General features: G+C 65.2%; 24 protein-coding genes and 1 pseudogene. 6 read left to right on the top strand and 19 right to left on the bottom strand.

Annotated elements, in window-relative coordinates; all coding sequences use genetic code 11:
• The first annotated feature begins 13 nt into the window (after positions 1–13).
• The 4 genes from J7396_RS00655 (at position 14) to J7396_RS00640 (ending at position 3,231) form a co-directional block, all read left to right on the top strand.
• Positions 14–667, top strand: a complete 654-nt coding sequence (locus tag J7396_RS00655) for a methylthioribulose 1-phosphate dehydratase (RefSeq protein ID WP_008571454.1) — start codon at positions 14–16, stop codon at positions 665–667.
• A gap of 35 nt (positions 668–702) precedes the next feature.
• Positions 703–1,269, top strand: coding sequence for an acireductone dioxygenase (locus J7396_RS00650; protein ID WP_008571451.1), 567 nt, complete (start codon positions 703–705; stop codon positions 1,267–1,269).
• A gap of 2 nt (positions 1,270–1,271) precedes the next feature.
• Entirely contained in the window at positions 1,272–1,970 is a 699-nt protein-coding gene (gene mtnC / locus J7396_RS00645; protein ID WP_008571450.1) for an acireductone synthase, read from the top strand.
• A gap of 184 nt (positions 1,971–2,154) precedes the next feature.
• The gene (locus J7396_RS00640) at positions 2,155–3,231 is read left to right on the top strand and encodes a C13 family peptidase (protein WP_057680759.1); all 1,077 of its coding nucleotides are present in this window, start codon (positions 2,155–2,157) and stop codon (positions 3,229–3,231) included.
• Positions 3,232–3,700: 469 nt separating this feature from the next.
• On the opposite strand, the gene J7396_RS00635 is transcribed toward J7396_RS00640, so the two are convergent.
• The 11 genes from J7396_RS00635 to hisS form a co-directional block, all read right to left on the bottom strand.
• A complete protein-coding gene (locus J7396_RS00635; protein ID WP_209260808.1) occupies positions 3,701–5,287 on the bottom strand; it encodes a calcineurin-like phosphoesterase family protein in 1,587 nt (528 codons plus the stop codon).
• 168 nt (positions 5,288–5,455) lie between these two features.
• Positions 5,456–6,076, bottom strand: a complete 621-nt coding sequence (gene hisIE, locus J7396_RS00630) for a bifunctional phosphoribosyl-AMP cyclohydrolase/phosphoribosyl-ATP diphosphatase HisIE (RefSeq protein ID WP_008571447.1) — start codon at positions 6,074–6,076, stop codon at positions 5,456–5,458.
• Positions 6,066–6,842: an imidazole glycerol phosphate synthase subunit HisF gene (hisF, locus tag J7396_RS00625; RefSeq protein ID WP_008571446.1), complete on the bottom strand. Its 777-nt coding sequence runs from the start codon at positions 6,840–6,842 to the stop codon at positions 6,066–6,068. Before hisF ends, hisIE begins: the two co-directional genes overlap by 11 nt.
• Positions 6,836–7,570 carry a 1-(5-phosphoribosyl)-5-[(5-phosphoribosylamino)methylideneamino]imidazole-4-carboxamide isomerase gene (hisA, locus tag J7396_RS00620; RefSeq protein WP_209260807.1) on the bottom strand — a complete coding sequence of 245 codons (735 nt, stop codon included), beginning with the start codon at positions 7,568–7,570 and terminating at the stop codon, positions 6,836–6,838. Before hisA ends, hisF begins: the two co-directional genes overlap by 7 nt.
• The gene (gene hisH, locus J7396_RS00615; protein WP_209260806.1) at positions 7,567–8,169 is read right to left on the bottom strand and encodes an imidazole glycerol phosphate synthase subunit HisH; all 603 of its coding nucleotides are present in this window, start codon (positions 8,167–8,169) and stop codon (positions 7,567–7,569) included. Before hisH ends, hisA begins: the two co-directional genes overlap by 4 nt.
• Positions 8,166–9,293: a bifunctional histidinol-phosphatase/imidazoleglycerol-phosphate dehydratase HisB gene (gene hisB / locus J7396_RS00610; RefSeq protein ID WP_031422401.1), complete on the bottom strand. Its 1,128-nt coding sequence runs from the start codon at positions 9,291–9,293 to the stop codon at positions 8,166–8,168. Before hisB ends, hisH begins: the two co-directional genes overlap by 4 nt.
• The gene (hisC, locus tag J7396_RS00605; RefSeq protein WP_209260805.1) at positions 9,290–10,381 is read right to left on the bottom strand and encodes a histidinol-phosphate transaminase; all 1,092 of its coding nucleotides are present in this window, start codon (positions 10,379–10,381) and stop codon (positions 9,290–9,292) included. The genes hisB and hisC overlap by 4 nt, the downstream gene beginning before the upstream one ends.
• On the bottom strand, positions 10,378–11,673 hold the full coding sequence (gene hisD, locus J7396_RS00600; RefSeq protein WP_209260804.1) for a histidinol dehydrogenase: 1,296 nt from the start codon (positions 11,671–11,673) through the stop codon (positions 10,378–10,380). The genes hisC and hisD overlap by 4 nt, the downstream gene beginning before the upstream one ends.
• Positions 11,670–12,584, bottom strand: a complete 915-nt coding sequence (gene hisG / locus J7396_RS00595; RefSeq protein ID WP_011347184.1) for an ATP phosphoribosyltransferase — start codon at positions 12,582–12,584, stop codon at positions 11,670–11,672. The genes hisD and hisG overlap by 4 nt, the downstream gene beginning before the upstream one ends.
• A 9-nt stretch (positions 12,585–12,593) precedes the next feature.
• Positions 12,594–12,920 carry a YerC/YecD family TrpR-related protein gene (locus J7396_RS00590; RefSeq protein WP_011347183.1) on the bottom strand — a complete coding sequence of 109 codons (327 nt, stop codon included), beginning with the start codon at positions 12,918–12,920 and terminating at the stop codon, positions 12,594–12,596.
• A 213-nt stretch (positions 12,921–13,133) separates the two neighbouring features.
• Positions 13,134–14,570, bottom strand: coding sequence for a histidine--tRNA ligase (hisS, locus tag J7396_RS00585; RefSeq protein ID WP_209260803.1), 1,437 nt, complete (start codon positions 14,568–14,570; stop codon positions 13,134–13,136).
• Between the two features lie 203 nt (positions 14,571–14,773).
• Between hisS and J7396_RS00580 the strand changes: the two genes are divergently transcribed.
• On the top strand, positions 14,774–15,439 hold the full coding sequence (locus J7396_RS00580; protein WP_008571434.1) for a helix-turn-helix domain-containing protein: 666 nt from the start codon (positions 14,774–14,776) through the stop codon (positions 15,437–15,439).
• Between the two features lie 85 nt (positions 15,440–15,524).
• Here J7396_RS00580 and J7396_RS00575 read toward each other — a convergent pair whose 3' ends face one another.
• Both J7396_RS00575 and thrC read right to left on the bottom strand, forming a co-directional pair.
• Positions 15,525–16,268 (bottom strand): murein L,D-transpeptidase catalytic domain family protein, encoded by a 744-nt coding sequence (locus tag J7396_RS00575; RefSeq protein WP_209260802.1) that lies wholly within the window; start codon positions 16,266–16,268, stop codon positions 15,525–15,527.
• Positions 16,269–16,369: 101 nt separating this feature from the next.
• On the bottom strand, positions 16,370–17,680 hold the full coding sequence (gene thrC / locus J7396_RS00570) for a threonine synthase (RefSeq protein ID WP_181388296.1): 1,311 nt from the start codon (positions 17,678–17,680) through the stop codon (positions 16,370–16,372).
• A 155-nt stretch (positions 17,681–17,835) separates the two neighbouring features.
• On the opposite strand from thrC, the gene J7396_RS00565 reads away from it, so the two are divergent.
• Positions 17,836–18,150, top strand: coding sequence for an EthD family reductase (locus J7396_RS00565; RefSeq protein WP_008571555.1), 315 nt, complete (start codon positions 17,836–17,838; stop codon positions 18,148–18,150).
• 74 nt (positions 18,151–18,224) lie between these two features.
• Here the strand turns inward: J7396_RS00565 and J7396_RS00560 are convergent, their stop codons facing one another.
• From J7396_RS00560 to J7396_RS00535, 6 genes and pseudogenes are all read right to left on the bottom strand, one after another.
• Positions 18,225–19,238, bottom strand: a complete 1,014-nt coding sequence (locus tag J7396_RS00560) for a homoserine kinase (protein WP_011347177.1) — start codon at positions 19,236–19,238, stop codon at positions 18,225–18,227.
• On the bottom strand, positions 19,235–21,742 hold the full coding sequence (gene thrA, locus J7396_RS00555; protein WP_209260801.1) for a bifunctional aspartate kinase/homoserine dehydrogenase I: 2,508 nt from the start codon (positions 21,740–21,742) through the stop codon (positions 19,235–19,237). Before thrA ends, J7396_RS00560 begins: the two co-directional genes overlap by 4 nt.
• A gap of 590 nt (positions 21,743–22,332) precedes the next feature.
• A complete protein-coding gene (locus J7396_RS00550; RefSeq protein WP_209260800.1) occupies positions 22,333–22,833 on the bottom strand; it encodes a TspO/MBR family protein in 501 nt (166 codons plus the stop codon).
• Positions 22,834–22,861: 28 nt separating this feature from the next.
• Positions 22,862–23,146: a hypothetical protein gene (locus tag J7396_RS00545; protein WP_223866278.1), complete on the bottom strand. Its 285-nt coding sequence runs from the start codon at positions 23,144–23,146 to the stop codon at positions 22,862–22,864.
• Positions 23,147–23,226: 80 nt separating this feature from the next.
• A pseudogene (locus tag J7396_RS00540) lies at positions 23,227–23,370 on the bottom strand (integrase core domain-containing protein); the annotation flags it as partial.
• 33 nt (positions 23,371–23,403) lie between these two features.
• A partial coding sequence (locus J7396_RS00535) for an IS3 family transposase (protein ID WP_209260799.1) occupies positions 23,404–24,165 on the bottom strand: 762 nt, incomplete at its 5' end.

The raw sequence follows: 24,165 nt of genomic DNA, 5'->3' as shown, positions 1-24,165 counted from the left end.
GTAGAATAGGTCCATGAATGCGACCACTGCCCCCCTGCCCTACAGCACCACGCGTCTGCACGAGCTGGCGCACCTGCTGATCGCCAATATCCGCGAGCTGGCCCATGCCGGCTGGACGCCTGCGACCAGCAGCAATTTCTCCCACCGTCTGGACGAACAGCACGCGGCCATCACCGTCTCCGGCCGCGACAAGGGTCGCCTGGTCGAAGAAGACATCATGGTGGTGGACTTCGATGGCCTGGCCGTCGGCCGCCCGTTGCGCCCGTCTGCCGAAACCCTGCTGCACACCCAGCTGTATCGCCGGTTCCCGGAGATCGGTTGCGTGCTGCATACGCACTCGCCGGTGCAGACGATTGCCTCCCGCCTGTATGCAGGCAGCGGTGTGATTCGGCTCGAAGGCTACGAATTGCTCAAGGCCTTCGATGGCAACACCACCCACGAAACCGCAGTGGAAGTGCCGGTGTTCGCCAATACCCAGGACATGCAGGTGCTGGCCGCGCAGGTCGATGCCTTGCTGGACAAACAGGGCATGTGGGGGTATCTCATCGAAGGACACGGCCTGTATGCCTGGGGCCGCAACATGGCCGAGGCACGTCGTCACCTGGAAGCGTTCGAATTCCTGCTGCATTGCGAACTCGAACTGCTGAAACTGCGCGGCACGCGCTGAGTACTGTCCGTCCCCCATTCGTGAGCCAGACCGCCATGAGCCGACTGCGTATCTTTGCCGACACCAATCCCGCCACTCCCGAGTTCGATAGCCGCGACGGCGATGCGATCGCCGCTCAGTTGCAGAAGATTGGCGTGACCTTCGAACGCTGGCATGCCAGCGCGCCGGTCGAACCGGGCGCCACGCCCGAGCAGGTGATGGACGCCTACCGTGCCGATATCGATCGCATCAGCGCCGAGCGCGGCTTCAAGACCGTGGACGTGGTCAGCATCGCGCCGGACAACCCCAAGCGCGAAGAAATGCGCGCCAAGTTTCTGGACGAGCACTTCCACAAGGAAGACGAGGTACGGTTCTTCGTCGCCGGCTCAGGCCTGTTCACGCTGCACGTCGATGCCAAGGTTTATGAGATCGAATGCGTCAAGGACGACCTGATTGCCGTGCCTGACGGCACCCTGCACTGGTTCGACATGGGGCCGGAGCCGCACTTTGTGGCGATCCGCTTCTTCACCGAGCCGGACGGCTGGGTCGGACATTTCACCGGCACCGAAATCGCCAAACAATTCCCCCGCTACGCCCCCGAGAAACCTCACAAGGCCAGCTGACGATGACACGACCGCAAGCGATCCTCACCGATATCGAAGGTACGACCAGCAGCATTTCGTTCGTCAAGGACGTCTTGTTCCCGTATGCGCGCCGCGCCATGCCGGCCTACGTGCGCGAACACGGCAATCATCCGCAGGTGCGCCATTGGCTCAACCAGGTGGCCGATGAAATCGGCGAGGACGTGCCGGACGAGGTGCTGATCACCACGCTGCAGACCTGGATCGACGAGGACCGCAAGCACACCGCGCTCAAGGCCTTGCAGGGCCTGATCTGGGGCGACGGCTACAAGACGGCCGACTTCACTGCGCATATCTACGCCGATGCGGCGATCCAGTTGAAAGCCTGGCACGCGGCGGGCATTCCGCTGTACGTATATTCGTCCGGCTCGGTGCCGGCGCAGAAACTGTTCTTCGCGCACAGCGACGCGGGCGACCTGAGCGGACTGATCACCGACTGGTTCGACACCGAAGTCGGCCCCAAGCGCGAAAGCGCCAGCTACCGCCGCATCGCCGAGCGCATTGGCGTGCCGGGACCGGAGATCCTGTTCCTGTCGGATGTGATCGAAGAGCTCGATGCCGCCAAACGTGCCGGCATGCGCACCGCGCTTCTGGACCGCCGGGAGGACTATCCCACGCCGCGTTCGGCCGACGATGTCGGCAGTCACCAGCGCGTGGAGAGTTTTAGCCAGTTGGTGCTGTAAGCACGATCTGCAAGCCGATTGCGCTCGTTGCCGTTTGAGCGCAATCGGTGGTTGGCGCCGCGCAGGCCGCTGATATGCTCCGGCTGCGACGCGCCGCATGCAGCTATCTGACGGGATAATGGCCTGCACTGCGGGCACCGCGCTCGGCCACCCCACCCGTCTTTCCTGGACTTCTGCGCGCGCCATGTCGCTGCCTTCCCCTTTCGCACCACATGCAGTATGGCGACGACTTTCCACGCTGATCGTCGTGGTGGCGTTGATGGCCGGCTGCCATCCGGACGCTGGTGCTGCGCTGCAGGCCCAGCCTGCCGAGAGCCACGATGCAGGCGATCCGGTCGATCAGGCCGCTCTGGCGCACGCATTGAAAGCGTTGCAACCGCAGCGCCCCGGCGTCACCGATCTGTACGTAGTCGGTTTTGCCGGCGATGCCAGCGACGATGTCTTCCGCAACGAGACGCTCTACCTCAAACAGCTGTTCGAGCAACGCTTCGATGCGCGCGGGCGCGTGGTCACGCTGGTCAACAACCCGGACAATCTGGGCGAGCATCCATACGCTCCGCTGGCAACCTACGACAATCTCTACGACACGCTGGCCGCGATCGGCAAGCGCATGGATCGCAAGGAAGACGCGCTGTTGCTGTTCGTCACCACCCACGGTACCGAAGATCACAGCCTGTACGTGCAGGTCGACGACAAGGAAGAGGATTTCATCAGCCCGCAGGATCTGCGCCAGGCGCTGGACGATGCCGGCATCGACAATCGCATCATCGTGCTGTCGGCCTGCTATTCGGGAGGTTTCATTCCCGCACTGCGTTCGCCGCAAACGCTGATCCTCACCGCTGCGCGTGCCGACCGGCCCTCGTTCGGCTGCGGCAATACCTCCAACGCCACCTATTTTGGGCAGGCATGGTTGATCGATGCGATGAACCAGAGCGACGACCCGCTGGCCGCATTCGACATTGCCAAGGCCGCCATCACCGCACGCGAGAAGCAGGAAGGCGAGCTCCCCTCGTTGCCGCAGCAATCGCTGGGCAAGCGCATCGCGCCAGTGCTGGCGCGTTGGCGTGCGGGCGTGCATCTGGGGCCGGCGGTGGCGTATCCGTATCCGCCGGTGGAGATGGATGCCGCGTCGGACCAGGGCGTGGATTCAACCGACTCAGCGGACGCTGCGCCGGTGAGCGACGTGCCGCGTTCGAATACCCCGGCAACCGCAAAGCCCTCAAGCACGCTCCCAGCTGCACCTGCAGCATCCAATCGATAACCCAGAGCGGGTGCTGAGACTAATTCTCATTTCGTCAGCACCAACCGGGCCTCGCTACACTCGCCCGGCCAGCCAGCCAGCCAGCCAGCAACCGCCAGCCAGCACGATCTTCGCCAGCGCGCCAACGCCTGCCAGCCCGGATCCCAAAACGCCTCCCTTGTGGAGGCGTTTGTGTTTGTGGCGATCAGGAGACTGCTGCGCAGCTGACACATGCTTGACCGTCGCGCTATCGCAGCCGCGCTTCTGTCCGTGCCGAGATCACGACGACATGGTTCCGTATCGTTGCTCAAGAGCCGCTACACAACGTCACCAGCAATCGCTTGGTGCGATCTAGATTTTCTTGGCGCCAGATACCCCAACCCCAGTATTGGGCGATGTCAGGCACTGTGTGCACCCTCATCCATCCCTTTGGGGCACCCTCTCCCGGTGCCAGAAGGGCGGCGTTGGACGACCGACATCGTTAACCGCCTCAGGGCTCAGCAGTTTGCAGGCGGTACACGGTGCTGGCGTTGTACTGCCCGGTGGGTAGGTTTGCGCGCACCTGGACGGTGTGTTCGCCCACCGCCAGGGTGGTCGGCAATGCACCGCGCCAGAGATGCGTAGACGGCGTGGCCTCCGGCGAGCGGTCGTAACCGCGCAACGCGTCGGCCGCATCATCACGCACATTCTCTGCCAGCACACGCGGATCGCCACGCTCTACCCGCTTCATCGGCTGCCATGGGCCGTTATCGATGCGCATCTCGACCAAGGTGTCGTCCTGGCCCATGAAAACATTGGCGTAGACGCCCCACGCCGCATACGCGCCCTTGCGCAGTACCTTGGGCGCGTGCAGCAGCAATTGCGCATCGTCGGCCGCGCGCGCAGCGTGATAAGCCAGCGTGTAGCTGCCGCTGGGCGCAACCTGCAGCACCGCATAGCCATTGGGAGTGCCATCGCTCATCGTCGCATCGGGAATGCCGTCGGCATCCTTGGCACCCGACCAGAACGCACCGCAGGCCGCACCCACGTTGTATTCGTGCAGCGGTCGTGCACCCTGCCAGCCCTCGTCGGCACCGTGATCCACCTGGCGCTGGGTGTGGCTATGACCACTGAGCACCAACACGTGCGGAAACTCTTTCAGCAATGCGAACAGGCGGCGGCGATCGGCATGCCGAAAGGTTTCCTGCCCCGGCACTGCATCGAACAGGTGGATATGCATGCCCAGCACCAATAGTCGGTCGCGTGGCAGCTGCGCCAGGTAATTCTGCAGGAACGCGAATTGATCGTCGCGCAGGCCACCGATGTAGGCCTGCCTGCCGCCGGGCGTATAGATCACATCGTCCAGGAACACGAAGCTGGCATTGGCTTCTTCCACCGCATAGGTGTCCGGGCCGTAGACTGCGTGCCAGCTGTCGAGCGACTGCGCATCGTCGTGCGCGTCCAGGTTGAGATCGTGGTTGCCCGGCACATGGAACCACGGCACGCCCAGCTGCGTGGTGACCTTGTTCAAGGCCGGATACAAGCTCAGATCGTCGCTGACGATGTCCCCCAGTGTGGTGCCCAGCCTGGCGGTGGTCTTGCCGATGATCGGTTCCACGATGTCGCGCTGGTAGTAGCCAACGTCGGCAAGGCTGGCGGTCTGGCTGTCGGCAAACACCAGCATCTGGAAGCCATCGGCCGCGGTGTCTGCGCGTGGCGTCAGCGCGAAATCCCAGTTGTGCGTGTTGCGGCCGGTCGCGGCGACACCGCCGTATTGATGCTTGGCCGAGCCACGCGGTGCGTAGTGGCGCCAGAATGCAGGCAGGCCATCGGCGGCGGGCAAAAAGCGGCGGTCGCCAGGCTTGATCACGAATACCGCCTGCCCGTCGCGTACCGGCAGGCGGTAGCGGCCCTGCGCATCGGTACGCACGATCTGCTCGCCATTGGAAACCGCCACATCGGCCACCCCCGGCTCATCGGCGCTGCGGCCGGCGCGCCCGTCGCGTTCTTCGTAGACGATGCCATCGACCGCGGTGTCGCGCGCGTATGCGCTTCCCGCGAGCAAGCCCAGTGCCAACAAAGCGAAGCGAGGTTGCATGCGTTTTCCCGCGCGAAGATCCGCGGAAATTGTACATGCCATCGCCAGGCGCACAGCGCGAGTACGCAGGTTGGAAGGCATGACCGCATATCCGTAGGAGCGCACCCGGACGCTACGGGCGTTCCCAATAACGACCGTTGCGCCCGGGCGCGTTGCTAAGCGGCTGCGTTATTGATGCCGCGATTCCAGCAACGCCACCGCATCGCCAAGGCCCAGCCCACGTGCGCGCAGCAGCACGATCAGGTGATAGAGCAGATCGGCCGATTCGCCGAGCAACGCGTCATCGTCCTGCACCACGCCGGCCAGCGCGGTTTCCACGCCCTCCTCGCCCACCTTCTGCGCGATGCGGCGGATGCCTTGTTCGAACAGCTTGGTGGTGTAGCTACCGTGCGGCCGCTCGCGCTCGCGCTCGGCCACCAGGGCATCCAGGCTACCCAGGAACTGCCCGGGCGCAGACGGGAAACAGCTGGTGCGGCCCAGGTGACAGGTCGGACCATGCGGGCGCGCCTGCACCAGCAATGTGTCGGCGTCGCAGTCGGTCTGGATCGACACCACGCGCAACACATTTCCCGAACTCTCACCCTTGGTCCACAAGCGCTGCTTGCTGCGGCTGAAGAACGTGACGTCACCGCGCTGCCGGGTGACGGCCAAGGCTTCGGCATTCATGTAGCCCAGCATCAGCACGCGCAGGGTGTCGGCGTCCTGCACGATTACCGGCAACAGGCCATCGCCCTTGCTCCAATCCAGGCTTGCGAGCGCGTCGCCCGTCGCCACTTCGTCACTGCCCATCGCGTACCTCGATCTGTTGCGCGCGCAAGAATCGCTTGAGTTCCGGGATCGGAATCGCGCCGCTGTGAAACACGCTGGCGGCCAGTGCGCCATCCACATCGGCCTGGTCGAAGACGTCGGCAAAGTGCTGCATCTCGCCTGCACCGCCGGAAGCGATCAGAGGCACCCGGCACAACGCACGCACCTGGCGCAGTTGGGCGATATCGTAACCGCGGCGCACGCCGTCGTTATCCATGCAATTGAGCACGATCTCGCCCGCGCCGAGTCGCTGCGCTTCGGCCACCCAGTCCAGCGTACGCATCGGCAACGCCTGGGTCTTGCTCGGATCACCGGTGTAGCGACGCACGCGCCATTGACCATCTTCCTCACGAATCGAATCGATGCCGACCACGACACATTGCACGCCAAAGGCATCGGCCAGTTCGGAAATCAATTGCGGGCGGCCTAACGCGGGCGAGTTGATGGAAATCTTGTCGGCGCCGGCATGCAATACCGCTCGGGCCGTTTCCACATCGCCGATACCTCCGGCCACGCAGAACGGAATATCGATCAGCCGTGCAACTCGCTCGACCCAGGTGTAGTCGACCGAACGCCCTTCCGGGCTGGCACCGATGTCGTAGAACACCAGTTCGTCGGCGCCCTGCGCACGGTAGCGCAAGGCCAGCTCGACAATGTCGCCCATGTCGATGTGGTCGCGGAACTTGACGCCCTTGACCACGCGGCCATCGCGCACGTCCAGGCACGGAATGATGCGACGGCTCAGCATGCCAGTGCCTCTTCGAGATCCAGATGCCCTTCGAGCAGCGCCTTGCCGAGCACGATGCCGGCGCAGCCTGCGGCCTTGGCCGCGGCGACATCGGCAAGATTGCGCGCGCCACCGGAGACCTGCACCTGCAACTGCGGCGTCAGCGCGCGCAGATGCGCATACAGCGCCATATTGGGACCGGACAGCATGCCGTCGCGCGCGATGTCGGTGCACAGCAGATGCTGCAGCCCGGCCTGCGCGTAGCGCACGGCCAATTGATCCAGCGTAGCGTCTGCAGTTTCGGTCCAGCCGTGCACCGGCAACTGCCAGATGCCATTGGCATCCTGGCGCGTGTCCAGTGCAATGGTCAGGCGGTCGGCACCGAATTCCTGCAGCCAGCCAACCACCATCTCGCTGTTGCGCACTGCCAACGAGCCGATCACCACGCGTGCGGCGCCGGCATCGAGAATGCGCGCCACATCCTCGCGCGAGCGCACACCGCCGCCGGTCTGCACGCGCAAGCCGGTGGCACGCGCGATCTCGCCGAGCGTGCCGGCCAAGGTGTAGCCGCCCGCCTTGGCCGCATCCAGATCGACCAGATGCATCCACTGCGCACCGGCATCGGCGAACGCCTGCGCACGCGGCAGCACGTCGTCGCCGTACTGCGTCTCGCGCGCGTAATCGCCTTGCAGCAGGCGCACCACGCGGCCGTTGCGGATATCCAGCGCCGGGTAAACGGTGAAACTCATGGGAAGCTCATCTCAAGAAAATTGCGCAGGATGCGTGCACCGGTGTCGGCCGAACGCTCAGGGTGAAATTGCGCGCCGCAGCGCAGCCCGTTCTGCACGACGGCAGTGAACAACCCGCCGTGATCGCAGGCGGCCACGGTGTCGGCGGTCACCGGCGCAGCGTAACCATGCACGAAATACGCACTTGCGCGCTCGGGCAGACCGGCCAGCAACGCGGATTCGCGCATCGGCACCAGCTGGTTCCACCCCATGTGCGGCACACGGATACCGAGTGCCGGCGTCATATGCCGTACGATGCCCGGCAGCAGGCCCAGGCACTCGACATCGCCTTCTTCGGAATGTTCGAACAGCAGTTGCATCCCCAGGCAGATACCGATCAACGGCACCTGCAGCGCGCGCAACGGCTCGACCAAGCCCTGCGTGCGCAGACGCGACATCGCTTCTGGCGCCGCACCGACGCCGGGCAGGATCACGCGCTGTGCGCTGTGCAGACCTGCCGCATCGCGCACCACGCGTGCGTCCACGCCCAAGCGCTCCAATGCATAGCGCACCGAGCCCAGGTTGGCGCCACCGGCATCGATCAACGCAACATCGGTCATAGCGCACCCTTGGTGGTCGGCAACGCGGTGCCTTCGCGGCGGATCGCCTGGCGTAATGCACGCGCCAGGGCCTTGAAGCAGGCTTCCACCTTGTGGTGATCGTTCTCACCGCGCACGGTCAGATGCAGATTCAAGCCGGACGCATCGCAGATCGAGCGGAAAAAATGCGGCACCAGCTCGGTCGGCATGTCGCCGACGCGCTCGCGCTTGAACTCGCCGTCGAAGACGAAATACGGCCGGCCGCTGAAATCCAGCGCCGCGCTTGCGATGGTTTCGTCCATCGGCAACGTGAAGCCATGCTGCGCCTTGTCGCCGGCGACGCGCCAGGGGCTGCTTTCCGGATCGAAGCCATAGCGGCCGATGCCACGCTTGTCGCCCAGCGCTTCACGCAGCGCCTGACCCAGCGCAAGGCCGGTGTCTTCGATGGTGTGGTGCTCATCGATATGCAGATCGCCTTCGGCCCGGATCTCCAGCGCAAAGCCGCCGTGCTTGCCGATTTGTTCCAGCATGTGGTCGAAGAACGGCAGACCGGTGGCGGTCTTCGGTTCGGCCACGCGATCCAGATCCAGTTCGACGCGAATCCTGGTTTCCTTGGTGTTGCGCTGGACCACCGCGCGACGCGGTGCGTCGGCCAGTTCATGGGCGATGCCGGGCCAGTCCCACTCGCCGCCGAACTCGTCGGTGCGCAGCTGAAACCCGCGAATGTTGAGGTTGTGCGCGAACTGGATGTCGGTGATGCGGTCGCCCACCATCGCCGAGCGCGCCCAATCGATGCTGCGGTCCTGCAGATACGGCACCATCAGGCCGATACCGGGCTTGCGCGTGGGCGCATTGTCGGCAGGCCAGCTGCAATCGATCAGCACGTCGCGGAATTCGATGCCCTGGCTGGCGAAGATCTGCAGCATCAGGTTGTTCGGGCCGTCGAAGGACGCGCGTGGGTAGCTCTCGCTGCCCAGCCCATCCTGGTTGCTGACAATGACGAACTGATAGCCGGCATCGCGCAGCTTGAGCATCGCCGGAATCACGTGATCGACAAAGCGCAGTTTCTCGTACGCGTCGATCTGGTAGTCGGCCGGCTCGGTGATCAGCGTGCCGTCGCGGTCGACAAAAAGAATCGGGGTCATGCGACGGCCTCCTGCGTGCGTTGCAGCGCGCTCAGCACGCGTTGGTTCTGTTCGTGCGTGCCCAGCGTGATGCGCAGCGCGTCGGCCAGGCGCGGCACTGCGCGTTGATCGCGCACCACCACACCGGCATCGAGCAACGCCTGGAACGCCGCCTCGGCATCATCGAAACGCACCAACAAGAAGTTGCCTTGCGAGGGATAGACCTGCCGCACACCGGCCAGCTGCGCGAGCGCCTCGTGCACGCGCTCGCGCTCACTGCGCACCTCGGCGATACGCCGGCGGGTCACCTCCAGCGCCGGCGCAGACAAGGCCTGCTCGGCCATGGCCGCACAGGGTGTGGGCACCGGGTACGGCGCTTGGCAGCGGCGCAGCAGGGCAATCAACTCGGCATTGGCGATCAGCGTGCCGATACGCGCCGCCGCCAGCGCATGCGCCTTGGAAAGCGTACGCAACACCGCGAGATTGTCGTAACGCCCGAGCAGACCGACCGCCGAAGGCACATCGGAAAATTCGCCATATGCCTCGTCCACCACCACCAGCGCCTTGCCTTGCAAGGCCTGCAGCGCTTGTTCGATCTGGTCTAGCGCAATGGCCGAACCAGCGGGATTGGATGGCGAACACAGAAACACCAGCTTGGCGTTCGAGGCCAATGCCCTCGCCACTATTGCAGGGATATCTGCACGGAAACCATCTGGCCCATCGACCAGCGGCACGTCCACCAAGGGTGCGTTCTGCAACCGCGCGCACACCGCGTACATGCCGAATACCGGCGGCGTCACCAGCACTGCATCGCGCCCTGGCACGCACAGGCCGCGTACCAGCAGATCGATCGCCTCGTCGCTGCCGCGGCCGATCAACAGCTGCTCCGGCGCGCAACCGTACAGCGCCGCAAGCGCGCTGCGCAGGCCCTGGGGTTGCGGGTCGGGATAGCGCCGCGTGCTGGCGTCGGCATCGGCGGGATTCGCCCACGCGGACTCGTTGGCGTTGAGCCACACATCGCCCTGCAACGCACTGGTGCGCGCCGACGAATAGCCCGCAAATGCACGCAGATCTTCGCGTACCAGATCCAGAATCGACGACGCGCTCATGCCGCCACTCCCATGCGCAGCGCCACCGCGTTGGCATGCGCATCCAGCCCCTCGGCGCGGGCGAGGATCAATGCGCATTGACCGATGCCGTCGATGCCGGCCTTGCTGGCTGCCTGCACGCTGACCATGTTCTGGAAGCTGGCCACACTCACGCCGCTGTAGGCGCGCGCCGCACCGCTGGTCGGCAGCACATGATTGGTGCCGCTGCAGTAGTCGCCAAGCGCTTCGGGCGTGTAATCGCCAAGAAACACCGAACCGGCCGCTTCGACTTGCGCCAGCCACGCGCGCGGTTCGCGCAGCGCAAGAATCAGGTGCTCCGGCGCATAGCGATTGCTGATCGCAAACGCCTCATCCAGCGCCTGCACCTTGATCAGCCGCGATTGCGCCAGCGCCTGGCGCGCGATGTCGGCACGCGACAGCTGCGCCAGCTGAACTTCCAGCTGCGCTTGCACCGCATCGATCAATGCGTCGCTGTCGGAGAGCAAGAGCACCTGCGAATCGGGCCCGTGTTCGGCCTGCGACAACAGATCAGCAGCCACGAAGGCCGGCTGCGCGCCCGCATCGGCGATCACCAAGACCTCCGAGGGGCCGGCCGGCATGTCGATCGCCGCCGCTCCGGACTGGGCCACCTGCTGCTTGGCTTCGGTGACATAGCTATTGCCCGGGCCGAACAGCTTGTCGCAACTGGGTACCGACTCGGTGCCATACGCCATCGCCGCGATCGCCTGCGCGCCACCGAGCTTGAACACGCGGCGCACGCCGGTGAGTTGCGCGGCCACCAGCACCGCCGGGTCCACGCTGCCGTCCTTGCGCGGCGGCGTGCACAACACCACCTCGCGGCATCCGGCCAGACGCGCCGGCACACCCAGCATCAAGGCGGTTGATGGCAACGGCGCGCTGCCTGCCGGCACGTACAGACCCACACGTCCGATCGGCCGCACGATCTTTTCGCACACCACGCCGGGCGCGGTTTCCACCGCATAGCCCTCGCTCATGCCGGCGCGGTGGAAGGCGTCGATGCGTGCGACCGCATCCTGCATGGCCTGGCGCAGCTCCGGCGCCACGGCCGCTTCGGCGGCAGCGAAGTCGGCTTCGCCCACGGCGAAGCTCTCCAGCGATACGCCATCGAAACGCGCGGTGATCTCGCGCAAGGCGGCATCGCCGCGTGCACGCACATCGGCAATCAATGCAGCCACCGCGTCGCGCGTCTGCGTGGCCACGGTCTGCACCGGGCGGGTCAGTGCATCGGTTCGCGCGGCACCGTCGAGTTGGGACCAATCGAGAATCTTCATGCCAGCGAGCGCTCCACCGTCAACACCATCAAGCCTTGCGCACCTGCGCGTTCGAGTTCTTCCAGGCGCTGCCAGGTCACCGCGCCATGGCACATGGTCTGCAAGCGCAGCGCGCCGTTGCCATCATCGGGCAACTGCACCAGCGGGTCGGCATCGGGCAGCAGGCGGCGCAGCGCATCGACATTGGTCTGCTCGGCGCGGAACATCAGCAGCTTGCTGTCGCGCAATTTGAGTACGCCGTCCATGCGCCGCAGCAGCATTGCCAGCAGGCCGGCACGCGCATCGGCCGGCTCGCGCACCGCGCCGGCCAGCACCGCTTCGCTTTCCATCACCAGCTCGACCGGCTTGAGCTGGTTGGCGGCCAGGGTGGCGCCGCTGGAGACCAGATCGCAGATCAGATCGGCAGTGCCCAGGCGCGGTGCGATTTCCACCGAACCGGACAACTCCACCACCGTCGCGTCGATGCCCTGCCGCTCCAGCCAATCGGCCAGGATCGCCGGGTAGCTGGTGGCGATACGCTTGCCCGCCAGTTGCCCCACGCCGTGCCAGTCCCATTCTTCCGGCACGGCGAGCATCAGGCGGCACTGGCCGAAGCCGACCCCACGCACGGCGTGATAGGCAGCCGGCAAGCCGTTGCGGCGACGCTCGGCGGCCTGCTCTTCCAGTTCGTTCTGGCCGACGATGCCCAGATCGCAGACGCCATCGGCGATCAGGCCGGGGATGTCGTCGTCGCGCACCAGCAGCAGGTCCACCGGCAACGATTCGCCGTAGCAGAACAGCTTGTCGCGGCTCTGCCGCCAGCTCAGCCCGCAGGCGGCCAGCAGGCTGCGCGCCGGCTCGGCCAGGCGGCCGCTCTTCTGGATGGCGATACGCAGCCGGTCACGTGCCGGCGCTGCCGTGGAAGCACTCATCTCGTTCTCTCAATGGGAGGCGTCAGGGCGCGAAGACTGCTCGCGCAAGGCCGCGGCATAGCCGCCGGCACCGTGGTCCAGGGTGCGCGCAACGCGCCCGATGGTGGTGACGCTGACCTGGGTCAGCTCATGGATTTCGCGATACGGCACGCCCTTGACCAGCAGCGGCACCACCCGCCAGCGGTCGGCCATGGCTTCCAGCTCGGCAGGCGTGCAGAGGTCACGCAGAAACGATTCGACCGCCTCGGGCGCGCGCAGGCATGCCAGCGCATCGGCCAGCATCGTCAGAGATGCGGCAACATCGGTGTTCTCGCGGGGGGCAGGTCGTTGTTTCATTGCGTTAATGTAATAGCGTGTTAGTACATTAACGCAAGCCCTGCCTCGGGACAAGTCGACCGCATTGAAGCATTCATGGAGAAACTGCTCGCCCACCTGCCTGTTACGAAAACGCCCACTGACATCTGATGTCAGTGGGCGCGTTCTGCGCTACGGCACATGGGTCGCGGGCGAAATGGTCACCAAGCCTGTGACGTCTTCAAACTGACGATATCAGTCGCCCTGGACGCCGCCAGCCACCAGCATTGCCCTGGCCTGTTCCAGTTCCACCTGCAAGGTGCTGGCCAGCTCATCGCGGGCGACGTCGAACTGCTGCTCTCGCACCAGGTCTTTCACCGCCACCACGCCGCGTGCCAGTTCGTCGTCGCCGGCCAGCACCACGAAGCGGATGCCGGCACGAGCCGCATACTGGAACTGCTTGCCGACCTTCTTCGGCTCCATCTGCACCTCGGTGTTGATGCCACCGATGCGCAGCCGGCGCGCGATATCCAGCGCGTCGTCCAGGCGGGTCTCGTCCATCAGCGCCACCATCGCCTGCACGCTGCTTTCGGCGATGCCCTGGATCAGGCCGGCCTCGCGCAGCTGCCAGAACAGGCGGGTCAGGCCGATCGAAATGCCCACGCCCGGCAGCTTGGACTTGGTGTAGTGGCTGGCCAGGCTCTCGTAACGGCCGCCCGAACAGATCGAGCCGATCTGCGGGTGGTCGGTCAGCGTGGTTTCGTAGACGGTGCCGGTGTAGTAATCCAGCCCCCGCGCGATGGAGAAATTCAGGCAGTACGCGCTCTCGGGCACGCCTAGCGCCTTGACCAGCTCCAGTACTTCGCGCAACTCGGCGATGCCCTCGCCCAGCGTCGCGCTGGCCCCGACCGAGGCTTCCAGCGCCTGCAACTGCGCCAGCGCATCGGCATGCCCGTTAGAGCGCACCGCCACGAAGGCGAGGATCTTGGCCACCTGCTCGGCGGCGATGCCGAAGCCCTCGCCCACCAGCGTGTCGCGCACATAGTCGGCGCCACGCTTGTCGATCTTGTCGACTTCGCGCAGCACGGCAAGCTGCAACTCGCCCTCAGCCACGCCCAGGCTTTCGAAGAAGCCGCGCAGCAGCTTGCGGTTGTTCAACTGCACCTTGAAATCGCCGATGCCCAGCTCGGCGAACACCGCATGGATCACCGCCAGCACTTCGGCGTCGTAGCGGATGCTCAGCGCATCCTTGCCAATGACGTCGATATCGCACTGGTAGAACTCACGGAAGCGCCCGCGTTGCGCACGTTCGCCGCGATACACGCGCTGCATCTGGTAGCGCCGGAACGGGAAGCTCAGCTCGTGCTCATGCTCGGCGACGTAGCGCGCCAGCGGCACGGTCAGGTCGAAGCGCAGCGCGAGCTCGGGCAGGCCACCGTTCTCGGCGCCCGCATCGGCTGCCGCAGCAGCATTGGCCAGCGCGCCGGTGGACTGCACGAAATACACCTGGCGCTCGGTTTCGCCGCCGGATTTGGTCAGCAGCACATCCGACAGCTCGAACACCGGGGTCTCGACCGGCAGGAACCCGAACCGCTCGTAGTTGCGGCGGATGACGTCCAGCATGCGCTGGAACGCGATCTGCTCGCGCGGCAGCAATTCCATGATGCCGGGCGGCGTACGGGGCTTGATCACGAGCGAAACTCCTGCAGGACAATGTGGCGAACGCACAATTCTACCGGCTGGGCGGCCGCGCTGACCGCATGGCGTATCATTCAATGCGTCCCAGCAGTGCATGGCCCATGTACCGGCAGCTTTCCGACCCCAGCGCGACCTGCCCGGCGCCCAGCACGGCATCCGCCAGTGGCACGCCCAACTCAGATTGCGCCCTTTGCGCCGTGCGCGGCCGGGCCATTTGTGCGGCGCTGTCGGCGCAGGAGATGGACGCGCTGGACCAGGTCACCCACGCGGCGGCCTACGCGCCCGGCAGCACCCTGGTGCGTGCGGGCGAGACCCGGCACAACGTCTATACCGTGACCTCCGGTGCGTTGCGCATGGTGCGCACGCTGGCCGACGGGCGCCGCCAGATCACCGGCTTCGTGCTGCCCGGCGACTACGTCGGGCTCACCGAAACCGCGCAGCACCGCCACGATATCGAAGCCATCGTCGACAGCCGGGTGTGCCGCACGCCGATGGCGCAAATGCGCCAGCTACGCGAGCGCTACCCGCAGCTGGAACGCAAGCTGCTGCAACGTGCCAGCATGGAGCTGGCTGCAGCGCAGGACACCGGCCTGCTGCTGGCACGCCTGCAACCGAGCGAACGGCTGGCGCATTTCCTGCTGCGGCTGGCCGCTCGCTCCACCCAGCCCGGCGCCAGCGGCGACACCGTGGCGCTGCCGATGAGCCGCGGCGATATTGCCGACCATCTGGGGCTGACCGTGGAAACGGTGAGCCGCACCTTCACCAAGCTGCGGCAGCAGCAGTTGATCGCGCTACCGCAACTGCAGCTGGTGCAGATCCTGGATTACGCCGCACTGCGCCGCCTGGCCGGCGATACGGTGTAAGGGTTGGCGGCTGATTGATGGATTTCATTGATGCGTCGGTGCGTGCCTGTCGACGCAGTCGGCCGGGTCGGTGACGCGCGATCACTCAGCGCCCGGCCACTGCACGCGCTGCCGCACCGCCACAGCCACTACTCAGCAGCCGCGACTGGCGCAGCCAGGCCCGGTCCGGGTAGTAGGCAAACACGAACGCACCGTCGCGCAAGGTATCGATCAACTGCTTGGCCACCGCTGGCCGCACCGCCGGGCAGCCCAGGCTGCGGCCGAGCCGGCCCTGGCTGCGGATGACGGCTTCGCTGACATAGGGCGCGCCGTGGATCACGATGGCGCGATCGCGCGCGTGGTCGTTGAATCCCGGCTCCAGACCCTTGAGCCGCAACGAGTAACCGTTGTGCCCTGTGTACGACTCCTGCGCGGTGAACGCGCCCAGGCTGGACTGGAAGCTGCCATCGTCATTGGAGAACTTCGCCGCCAGGTTCTCGCCGGTATTGCGTCCGTGCGCGACCCATTCGCGATACAACAGGCGCTGCTTGTCCAAATCGAACACCCAGAGCCGGCGCTCGGTCGAGGGGCGGCTGTAGTCGATGACGCTGAGCACCCGTTCGGCACCCACCTGCTGGCTCTGGCGGGCGCATTGCAGCGCCTCGGTGGCCAGGGCCAGCACCTGACGGTCCAGCGACGGCGCCTGGCGCGCCAGCGCCTCGACCAGACCCACACGCGGAGCGCCCAGTGGCGCGACCGGTGATCCAGCCAATGCATCGGCCGCACTGGCCGCACCAGCCGCTGCCCACCCGCACAAGAAGCCGGCAACGGCGATCATTCGATAAGACATGCAACAACCCACAGCGGACGCGGCGCCACGACGGGGCCGCACCCGGCTAGAAATAGCCGCATGCGGGCCACTTTCCAACCCCGGTGTCTGAACGCGTTGGGTCAGGCGGCATCGGCAAGCAAGCGCTGCCGAAGGGCTGCGTAGTCCGGCGCCAGTGCTTCGGCACGCGCCGGGCGCTGCAGCAGCGCGGCCAGCGCCGGCGGAACCTCCACCGCGCGGCCGATCAATGGCTCCACCACCCCCTCGAACTTGGCCGGATGCGCGGTGGCCGCTACCGCCCAGTCGCCAGTGCCGCCCTCCGCGCCTTCGGCACGCAGTTGTTCGAGCACATGCACCGCGGTGGCGGTATGCGGGCAATGCACCTCGCCGTAGCGGGCGAAGCGCTGCTGCACAGTGTTGCGAATCGCCGCATCGTCCACCGACAAGGCCCGGAATTCCTCGCGCAAGGCGGCATCGTCGCCGTTATAGAGCCAACGCAGCCGCTCGAAATTGCTCGGCGCGCCCACGTCCATCGCATTGGCGAGCGTGGCTACGCTGGGCTGCGGTGCGTAGGCATCTCCCGCGAAATAGTCCGGCAGCACGTGATTGGCGTTGGACGCCAGCGCGATGCGGCCCAATGGCACCCCGAGTGCGCGCGCGATGATCGCCGCCAGCGCGTTGCCCAGGTTACCGGTAGGCACGACCAGGTTGAGCGCGCTGCCCGAGGCTGCATGGTGCTCCAGCGCGGCATGTGCGTAGTAACTCATCTGCGGCAGCAACCGGCCCAGACTGATGCTGTTGGCCGAACTCAGCGGCACCTGCGCCTGCAATGCGGCATCGTTCAAGGCCTGCTTGACCATTGCCTGGCAGTCGTCGAACGAGCCGGCCACGCGCAGGGCCTGGATGTTGTCGCCGAAACACCCCAATTGATGCGCCTGCCGCGGCGACACGCGGCCGTCCGGATACAGCACTACCACGCGCAGGCCGGGCTGGCGATGGAACGCGGCGGCCACGGCGGCACCGGTGTCGCCGGAGGTGGCGACCAGGATGGTGAGCGGGCGATCTTCGGCACGGCGCAGGCGGGTCAGGCAGGCGGCCAGGAAGCGCGCACCGAAATCCTTGAACGCGGCGGTGGGCCCATGGAACAGCTCCAGTGCGTAATCGCCCGGCGTACCCAGCGCCACCAACGGCGCCGGGAAATCGAAGGCTTCAGCACAGATGGCAGGCAGTTCGGCGGCCAGTGCGTCGCCCTCGAAAAATGGCTGCAATAGCGCAGTGGCGGTGTCGGCCAGGCCGGCGGCCGCAACCAGCGTACGCGCAGGCGGCAGGGTCTGCGGCACGTAGAGGCCGCCATCGGGCGCCAGCCCGGCGGCGATGGCCTGGCTCAGGCTTGCGGCAGGGGCACCGCCACGGGTGGAGATAAACATCAGCATGACTCCAGATAAAGCGAAGGCTGGGCGGTACCCATGACAAGCGGTGCCGCGTGTGACGGAGCCGGGCGTCGGGCTGCGCCGGCATTTGGCCGAAGGGGTGCGCACGGTCGATGGCGCGGGGCTATGCTGCGCGCACCCTTCCGTGGAGTCGGCAGATGATCAAGGTCAGTGTGATGTATCCGTACCGCGAAGGCGCCCGCTTCGATCACGCCTACTACCGCGACCAGCACATGCCGCTGGTGAGCGCGCGCATGGGGCCGGCCTGTTTGAAATATACGGTGGACAAAGGCATCAGCGGCGGCGAGGCCGGCAGCCCGCCGGCGTTCATCGGGATGTGCCACATCTTTTGCGCGTCGCAGGAAGCCTTCAATGCCAGCTTCGGGCCGCATGCGGCGGAGATCCTGGGCGACATCGCCAACTACACCGACCTGACCCCGGTGATGCAGATCAGCGAAGTCGTCGTCGACTAAACAGCGCCTGGCGAGCTGCAGGCCAGACCTGCTGCCTGCTGCCTGCGGCGCGTTTGCAGTGCATGCGTCCCGATTCATCCGAGCAACCGCGCCGCAGGACTTGCGATCGGCGAGACCCAGGCCTGGCTATCGAACCCTGCAGCCGCAAACCCGGCCTGCACTGCGGTTGCCGCAGCCTCTGCAGCGGCACGCGATTCAAACCAGGCAAACACACTTGGCCCGGCGCCGGAAATGCTGGCGCCGAGGGCGTTGTGGTCCAGCGCTGCCTGTTTGGCGTCTGCGAAGCCGGCGATCAATGGGGCGCGACGCGGTTCGATCAGGACATCACGCAGGCCTGCGCGTACCAGGTCTGGATCGCCGGCATGGCAACCGGCCAACACCAACGCCAGATTGGTGCTCTGCGCGACGAACTCGCGCAATTGATAATTGCCCGCCAAGGCTTCGCGCGCGCGCCGCGTTTCCAGCACTGCGTCCGGATGCACCAGCAGGCTATGCCAAGCGGGTGGCACCGCGATTGGCACCAGGCGTTCCAGCGTGCACAACACCAAACCACCTACAAACAGCGGCCCCAGATTGTCGCCGTGGCGGCTGCCGCTGGCTACCGCTTCGCCATCGAGCGCGTATTGGTAGAGCTGGTGGTGATCCAATGGCGAGGCCAGTAGCGCGTTTGCCGCAACCAGGGCCGCGACGCATGACGCGGCAGACCCGCCCATGCCCGAGCTCAGCGCGATGCCTTTGTCGATCTCGACTTCGAACCCATAAGGCAGCTGCAAGGCGGCACGTAGCGAAATGAGTGCAGCGCCTGCAGTGTTGCGCTCGGCATCCAGGGGCAGCGCCACCGTCGTGCCGCGAATCGCAGCTATGCGCACCACCGGCGCTTCGATACGGCGCACGGTCACGGTGTCGCCGATGCCATCGATCGGATAGCCGAGCAGATCGAATCCCACCGCGACATTGGCAACCGATGCTGGTGCGAAGGCGCGCGCTTCGTGCAAGCCGTGTTTGTCCAAAGATGCGCGATCGCAGCGATGCGCCTGCGCCACCGCTGCCTGGCTCACGCCGGCATGGCTGACAACAGTCTGCGTCATAGCCGCGCGCCCTCGCCCGCCGCCACGCGCAGCAGATCGGCGAACACGCCTGCCGCGGTCACTTCCGGCCCCGCGCCCGGGCCTTGCACCACCAGCGGGTTCTCGCAGTAGCGACGCGTGGTGAACTGCACCACATTGTCGGTGAGGCGCAGATTGGCGAAGGCGTGATCGGCGGGCAATTCCACCAGGCCCACGCTGGGCGCGCGGTCCGGCGGCAGCTGCGCCACATAGCGCAGCACGTTGCCGCGCGCACGCGCATCGCGCAGGCGCTGCGCGAACACCGCATCCACTTCGGAGAGCCGCGCCATGAAATCGTCCACGCTGGCCTGACGCAGCCCTTCCGGCACCAGGCTTTCAACCTGCACATCTTCCAGGCTGATGGAGCGCCCTGCTTCGCGCGCCAGGATCACCAACTTGCGCGCCACGTCCACGCCGGACAGATCGTCGCGCGGATCCGGTTCTGTGTAGCCCATGCCACGCGCCTGCGTCACCAGTTCGGCGAACGGCACGCTGCCGTCGTATTTATTGAACAACCACGCCAATGTGCCGGAGAAGATGCCTTCGATGGAGGTGACTGCATCGCCGGTATCGACCAGGTCGCGCAGCGTGGTGATCACCGGCAACCCGGCGCCCACGGTGGCTTCATAACGGAAGCGCGCCCCACTGGCATCGGCCGCGGTGCGGATCGCCTCATAACGCGCCAGCGGGCCGGAACCGGCCTGCTTGTTCGGCGTGACCACATGGATGCCGGCGGCCAGCCAGCCCGCATAACGGTCGGCCACTTCGGCGCTGCCGCTGCAATCGATGATCACCGCATGCGGCAGATGCGCAGACAGCAGATGCGTGGTGAAGCGTTCCAGATCGGTGGGCGTGGCGGCAGATGCAAACGCATCGCGCCAGTCGCCGACCAGCCCGCGTTCGTCCAGCAGCATGCGACCGCGTGAGACCACCGCACGCAGGCGCAGATCCAGATTGGCCTTGCCCAGCAACTGTGGCTGCGCAGTGCGCAATTGATCCAACAGCGCTGCGCCCACATTGCCCGGCCCGATCACGCCCACAGAGAACGTCTGCGGCGACAACCAGAAACCTGCATGTGCCGCCCGCAAGGCCTTGGTGGCGTGCGCCGCATCGATGGCCACCGAGATGTTGCGTTCCGATGAGCCCTGCGCAATCGCCAGGATATTGACTTGCGCGCGGCCCAACGATTCGAACAGCCGTGCCGCCACACCCGGCTGGCCGGCCATACCATCGCCCACCGCTGCCAGCACGCTGATGCCGGTGGTCAGCTGCACGCGCTGCACCTGGCCGACCGTGAGTTCATGCGCGAACGCCTGCAGCAATGCATTGCGTGCACGCTCGGACTCGCGCTGCTTGACCACGCAGCAGATCGAATGTTCCGAGGAACCTTGCGAGATCATCACCACCGACACCTGCGCGGTGCGCAGCGCTGCAAACACGCGCTCGGCCGTGCCCGGCACCCCGATCAGACCGGTGCCTTCCAGATTCAGCACCGCCAGATCCGGGCTCAACGTCAGCCCCTTGATCGGCCCGCTCACCGCACTGCTGGCAGTGATGCGCGTGCCGGGATGCTCGGGCTGGAAGGTGTTGCGGATGATGATCGGCAGGCCGCGTTCGATCGCCGGCGACATCGTTTGCGGATGCACTACCTTCGCGCCGAAGTACGCCAGCTCGCAGGCCTCGTCGTAGCTCAGCGTTTCCAGTTGCACCGCTTCAGGCACGACGCGCGGGTCGGCCGACAGCACGCCGTCCACGTCGGTCCAGATATGCAGTTCGTCGGCATCGAACAACGCGGCAAAGATGGCACCCGAATAATCGCTGCCGTTGCGGCCCAGCGTGGTGATGCGATCGGCGCGGTCGCGCGCCACGAATCCGGTGACCACCACGCGCGTTTGCGGATGCGCCTGCCGCCAGGTTGCCAGACGTTGCGCACTCGCCTCCCAGTCCACATCCACACCCAGTTCGCCGCGATTGACCACCAGCACGTCGCGCGCGTCCAGCACCGCGCAGTCCTCGCCGATCGCGCGGAAGTGATCGCCCAGCAGCTGCGCCGAATACACCTCGCCCAGGCCCTGCACGCGGTCGAGCACTTCGCGCGGCAATTCGCCGATGACCGCAAGCGCGCCGAGGATCTGCGACAGATGTTCGAAGCGCTCGTCCAGCCACTCCACCGTTGGCCCGGAATGCTCGCCGAGCAACGCCACTGCCGCACCGCGATGGCGTGCGCGTGTTTCGTGCCACCGCTCGCGCCATTCGGGGCGATTTTTCGCCGCCAGTTCGGCCAGTTCGATCAAGGCATCGGTGACGCCCTTCATTGCCGAGACCACGGTGACCTGCACCGTCTCGTTGCGTGCAAGCAGCAGCTGCGCCACATGCCGATAGCGCTCGGCATCGGCCACCGAGGTGCCGCCAAATTTGTGCACGACAGTGCGCGCAGAGGACGCAAGAACAGCAGCGGGTTCGAACGAAACAGCGGGCGATGACATAGACAGACCTCGTTGGGGGGAGGCCCCGTCCGCATCGGATGAGAGAGGGAAGCCCCCGCATCCTGATCCGGGTGCGGGGCCGTTGTTTTCGGAAGTTACGCGAAGACGACGGACCGCACCGGGCGAATGGTGGCGGTGGTAATGATGGTGGTAATGCCGGCCACGCCCGCACCTGCCCGCAGTAGCGGCTGGCAGAGAAGCGAAGCGGTGGCGGAGGCGTTACCCATGCATGCAAAAGACATCACCGGGCCGAGGCCTGTCAAGCATTGCGTGAATGGGCAGGCGCATGCGTTGGGCGCACGGAACAGAAATCCTTTTTGCTCAGGGATTTAAGCACTGTGCGTGCAAGCAATTGATTGCTATGGAAACTTTTGGATCGGCCTTGCAGAGCCATGCTGCGCAGCTTTCTAACCTTCATTGCTCGAGTCGTGTGCTCGGCCGACGCGATAGGCTGACTGGATGGCCAGCACTCGATGCATCACATCGCTGCAGGCAGCACGTCGCATCAAGCAACAGACAACTTCGCATCAAGCAACAGATCGTCGCTATCGCAACCCCGAATCGGTGCGAACCAAGGTCAGCAGCGCAGATCAGCCAAGCACCCGAGGGTTGAGTTGCCAGACCGAAAAATTGAGCGCCGCCGCAAAGCTCACCCACGCCAGATATGGCACCAACAACCACGCCGCCGAAGCTTGCCTCTTCCCAAACACACCGATGGTCGCCGCCAGCACCAGCCACAGCGCCACGATGTCCGCAAACGCCCACGCTCCCAAGTGCAATGCAAAGAACAACCAACTCCACAGCCCGTTGAGCGCCAGCTGCACCAGGAAAAGTGTCAGCGCCACACGCGCGCCAGCCCATCGCCCACGGAGCCACACCAACCACGCCGACAGCGCCATCATCCCGTACAGCGCCATCCACACCGGCCCGAACAACCACCCCGGCGGCGCCCATGCCGGCCGCTGCAGCTGCGCATAAAAGCTGGCGGCCTGGATCGATGCAGTTGCGCCCAGCGCGGCTGCGGCATAGCAAAGCACCAACCAGCCGAGAAGGCCGAACCATTGCGATTTTTTGAAACGATCTTGGGTCATGACTGCTGTAGCCTCGCATCAGCGTTGGTCAGCGTCGCGCCATCAGGTCGGAAAATCTTCTTAACTCACCATCAACGAGATCTCGCTGTTCCGGAGAAAGCAGCACACTGATTTCTTGGGTTCCAGAAACGCAATCGACAAGATCAATTCCTACCCAGCCTGAGGACCAAAATTCAACTGCCCCCATTTTGTTAAAACTTTCAACCTCCACTCTCTGAAGATCTCCGAAATCACCATTCTTGAATTCACTGTAGATAAATTCGCAACCTTTCATAAAAGATAAGAAGTTCTCTTTAAACCAATCTGTGTTCATTGCCAATTTCCGTCGACGCCAACAACCTTAACACTGCCAGGGCAGTGGAATTTCCTTACCACCCTGCGTAAGCTCCCCCGTCAAGCAGGCACTTCAAAAGTAGAGCTTTCGGCGTACTTGTTGCGGTACTCGACCGGGGTCATTCCGCCAAGGGAATCATGGGATCTTGCTTCGTTATAGTCGATCATCCACCAGTGGGCGGCTTCGCGCACCTCGTCGAGGCAGCGACGTCCCCCCGCTCTGAGTAGCGGCCGGGTTTAGAGTCCGGGGTTGATGATATCGGTGTTGGCCAGCTGTTGGGCATACGCAGATGGCGTCGTGCCGCCAATGGCCTTCTTGGGTCGCTCCTCGTTGTATTCGCGTCGCCAGCGTTCGATCTCGGTACGCGCATGCAGCAGGGTTGGGAACCAGTGCTCGTTGAGGCATTCGTCGCGCAGCCGGCCATTGAACGATTCGACGTAGGCGTTCTGGTTTGGCTTGCCAGGCTGGATCAGCCGTAACTGCACGCCACGCGCATGTGCCCAGGCCACCATCGCTTTGCCGCAAAACTCCTTGCCGTTATCTGTGCGGATCACCTGTGGCAAGCCGCGACTGTGCGCCAGCCGATCCAGCACGCGTGTCACGCCATGGCCCGAGATTGCGCGCTCCACCTCGATGGCGATCGCTTCGTGGGTTGCATCGTCCACGATCACCAGACACTTGATCACTCGGCCTTCGGCGCTGCGGTCGAACACGAAATCCATCGACCACACCTGATTGGCCTGCGATGGCCGCAGCAGCGGCTGACGCTCTCCTATCAGCACCTTTTTGCGCTTGCGGCGCCGGACCTGCAGCTGCTGCTCGCGGTACAACCGCTCCACACGCTTGTAGTTCACGATGCGTCCTTCCTGTCGTAATTTGAGATAGATCATCCCCACACCATAACGGCGATGGCGATGCGCCAACGCACAGATGCGTTCGTGCAGTTCGACGTTGCGATCTTCGCGCGGGCAATATCGCAGCGCACTGGCGCTCATGCC

It is taken from the genome of Xanthomonas sp. A1809 (assembly GCF_017746015.1).
In the GTDB taxonomy this organism is placed as follows: domain Bacteria; phylum Pseudomonadota; class Gammaproteobacteria; order Xanthomonadales; family Xanthomonadaceae; genus Xanthomonas; species Xanthomonas euvesicatoria.
This window is presented reverse-complemented; position numbering and strand designations above follow the sequence as displayed.

Coding starts and splice junctions, on each gene's coding strand:
- J7396_RS00655 (WP_008571454.1), top strand. CDS start 14: ATGAATGCGACCACTGCCCCCCTGCCCTACAGCACCACGCGTCTGCAC.
- J7396_RS00650 (WP_008571451.1), top strand. CDS start 703: ATGAGCCGACTGCGTATCTTTGCCGACACCAATCCCGCCACTCCCGAG.
- mtnC (WP_008571450.1), top strand. CDS start 1,272: ATGACACGACCGCAAGCGATCCTCACCGATATCGAAGGTACGACCAGC.
- J7396_RS00640 (WP_057680759.1), top strand. CDS start 2,155: ATGTCGCTGCCTTCCCCTTTCGCACCACATGCAGTATGGCGACGACTT.
- J7396_RS00635 (WP_209260808.1), bottom strand. CDS start 5,287: ATGCAACCTCGCTTCGCTTTGTTGGCACTGGGCTTGCTCGCGGGAAGC.
- hisIE (WP_008571447.1), bottom strand. CDS start 6,076: ATGGGCAGTGACGAAGTGGCGACGGGCGACGCGCTCGCAAGCCTGGAT.
- hisF (WP_008571446.1), bottom strand. CDS start 6,842: ATGCTGAGCCGTCGCATCATTCCGTGCCTGGACGTGCGCGATGGCCGC.
- hisA (WP_209260807.1), bottom strand. CDS start 7,570: ATGAGTTTCACCGTTTACCCGGCGCTGGATATCCGCAACGGCCGCGTG.
- hisH (WP_209260806.1), bottom strand. CDS start 8,169: ATGACCGATGTTGCGTTGATCGATGCCGGTGGCGCCAACCTGGGCTCG.
- hisB (WP_031422401.1), bottom strand. CDS start 9,293: ATGACCCCGATTCTTTTTGTCGACCGCGACGGCACGCTGATCACCGAG.
- hisC (WP_209260805.1), bottom strand. CDS start 10,381: ATGAGCGCGTCGTCGATTCTGGATCTGGTACGCGAAGATCTGCGTGCA.
- hisD (WP_209260804.1), bottom strand. CDS start 11,673: ATGAAGATTCTCGATTGGTCCCAACTCGACGGTGCCGCGCGAACCGAT.
- hisG (WP_011347184.1), bottom strand. CDS start 12,584: ATGAGTGCTTCCACGGCAGCGCCGGCACGTGACCGGCTGCGTATCGCC.
- J7396_RS00590 (WP_011347183.1), bottom strand. CDS start 12,920: ATGAAACAACGACCTGCCCCCCGCGAGAACACCGATGTTGCCGCATCT.
- J7396_RS00575 (WP_209260802.1), bottom strand. CDS start 16,268: ATGTCTTATCGAATGATCGCCGTTGCCGGCTTCTTGTGCGGGTGGGCA.
- thrC (WP_181388296.1), bottom strand. CDS start 17,680: ATGCTGATGTTTATCTCCACCCGTGGCGGTGCCCCTGCCGCAAGCCTG.
- J7396_RS00565 (WP_008571555.1), top strand. CDS start 17,836: ATGATCAAGGTCAGTGTGATGTATCCGTACCGCGAAGGCGCCCGCTTC.
- J7396_RS00560 (WP_011347177.1), bottom strand. CDS start 19,238: ATGACGCAGACTGTTGTCAGCCATGCCGGCGTGAGCCAGGCAGCGGTG.
- thrA (WP_209260801.1), bottom strand. CDS start 21,742: ATGTCATCGCCCGCTGTTTCGTTCGAACCCGCTGCTGTTCTTGCGTCC.
- J7396_RS00550 (WP_209260800.1), bottom strand. CDS start 22,833: ATGACCCAAGATCGTTTCAAAAAATCGCAATGGTTCGGCCTTCTCGGC.
- J7396_RS00545 (WP_223866278.1), bottom strand. CDS start 23,146: ATGAACACAGATTGGTTTAAAGAGAACTTCTTATCTTTTATGAAAGGT.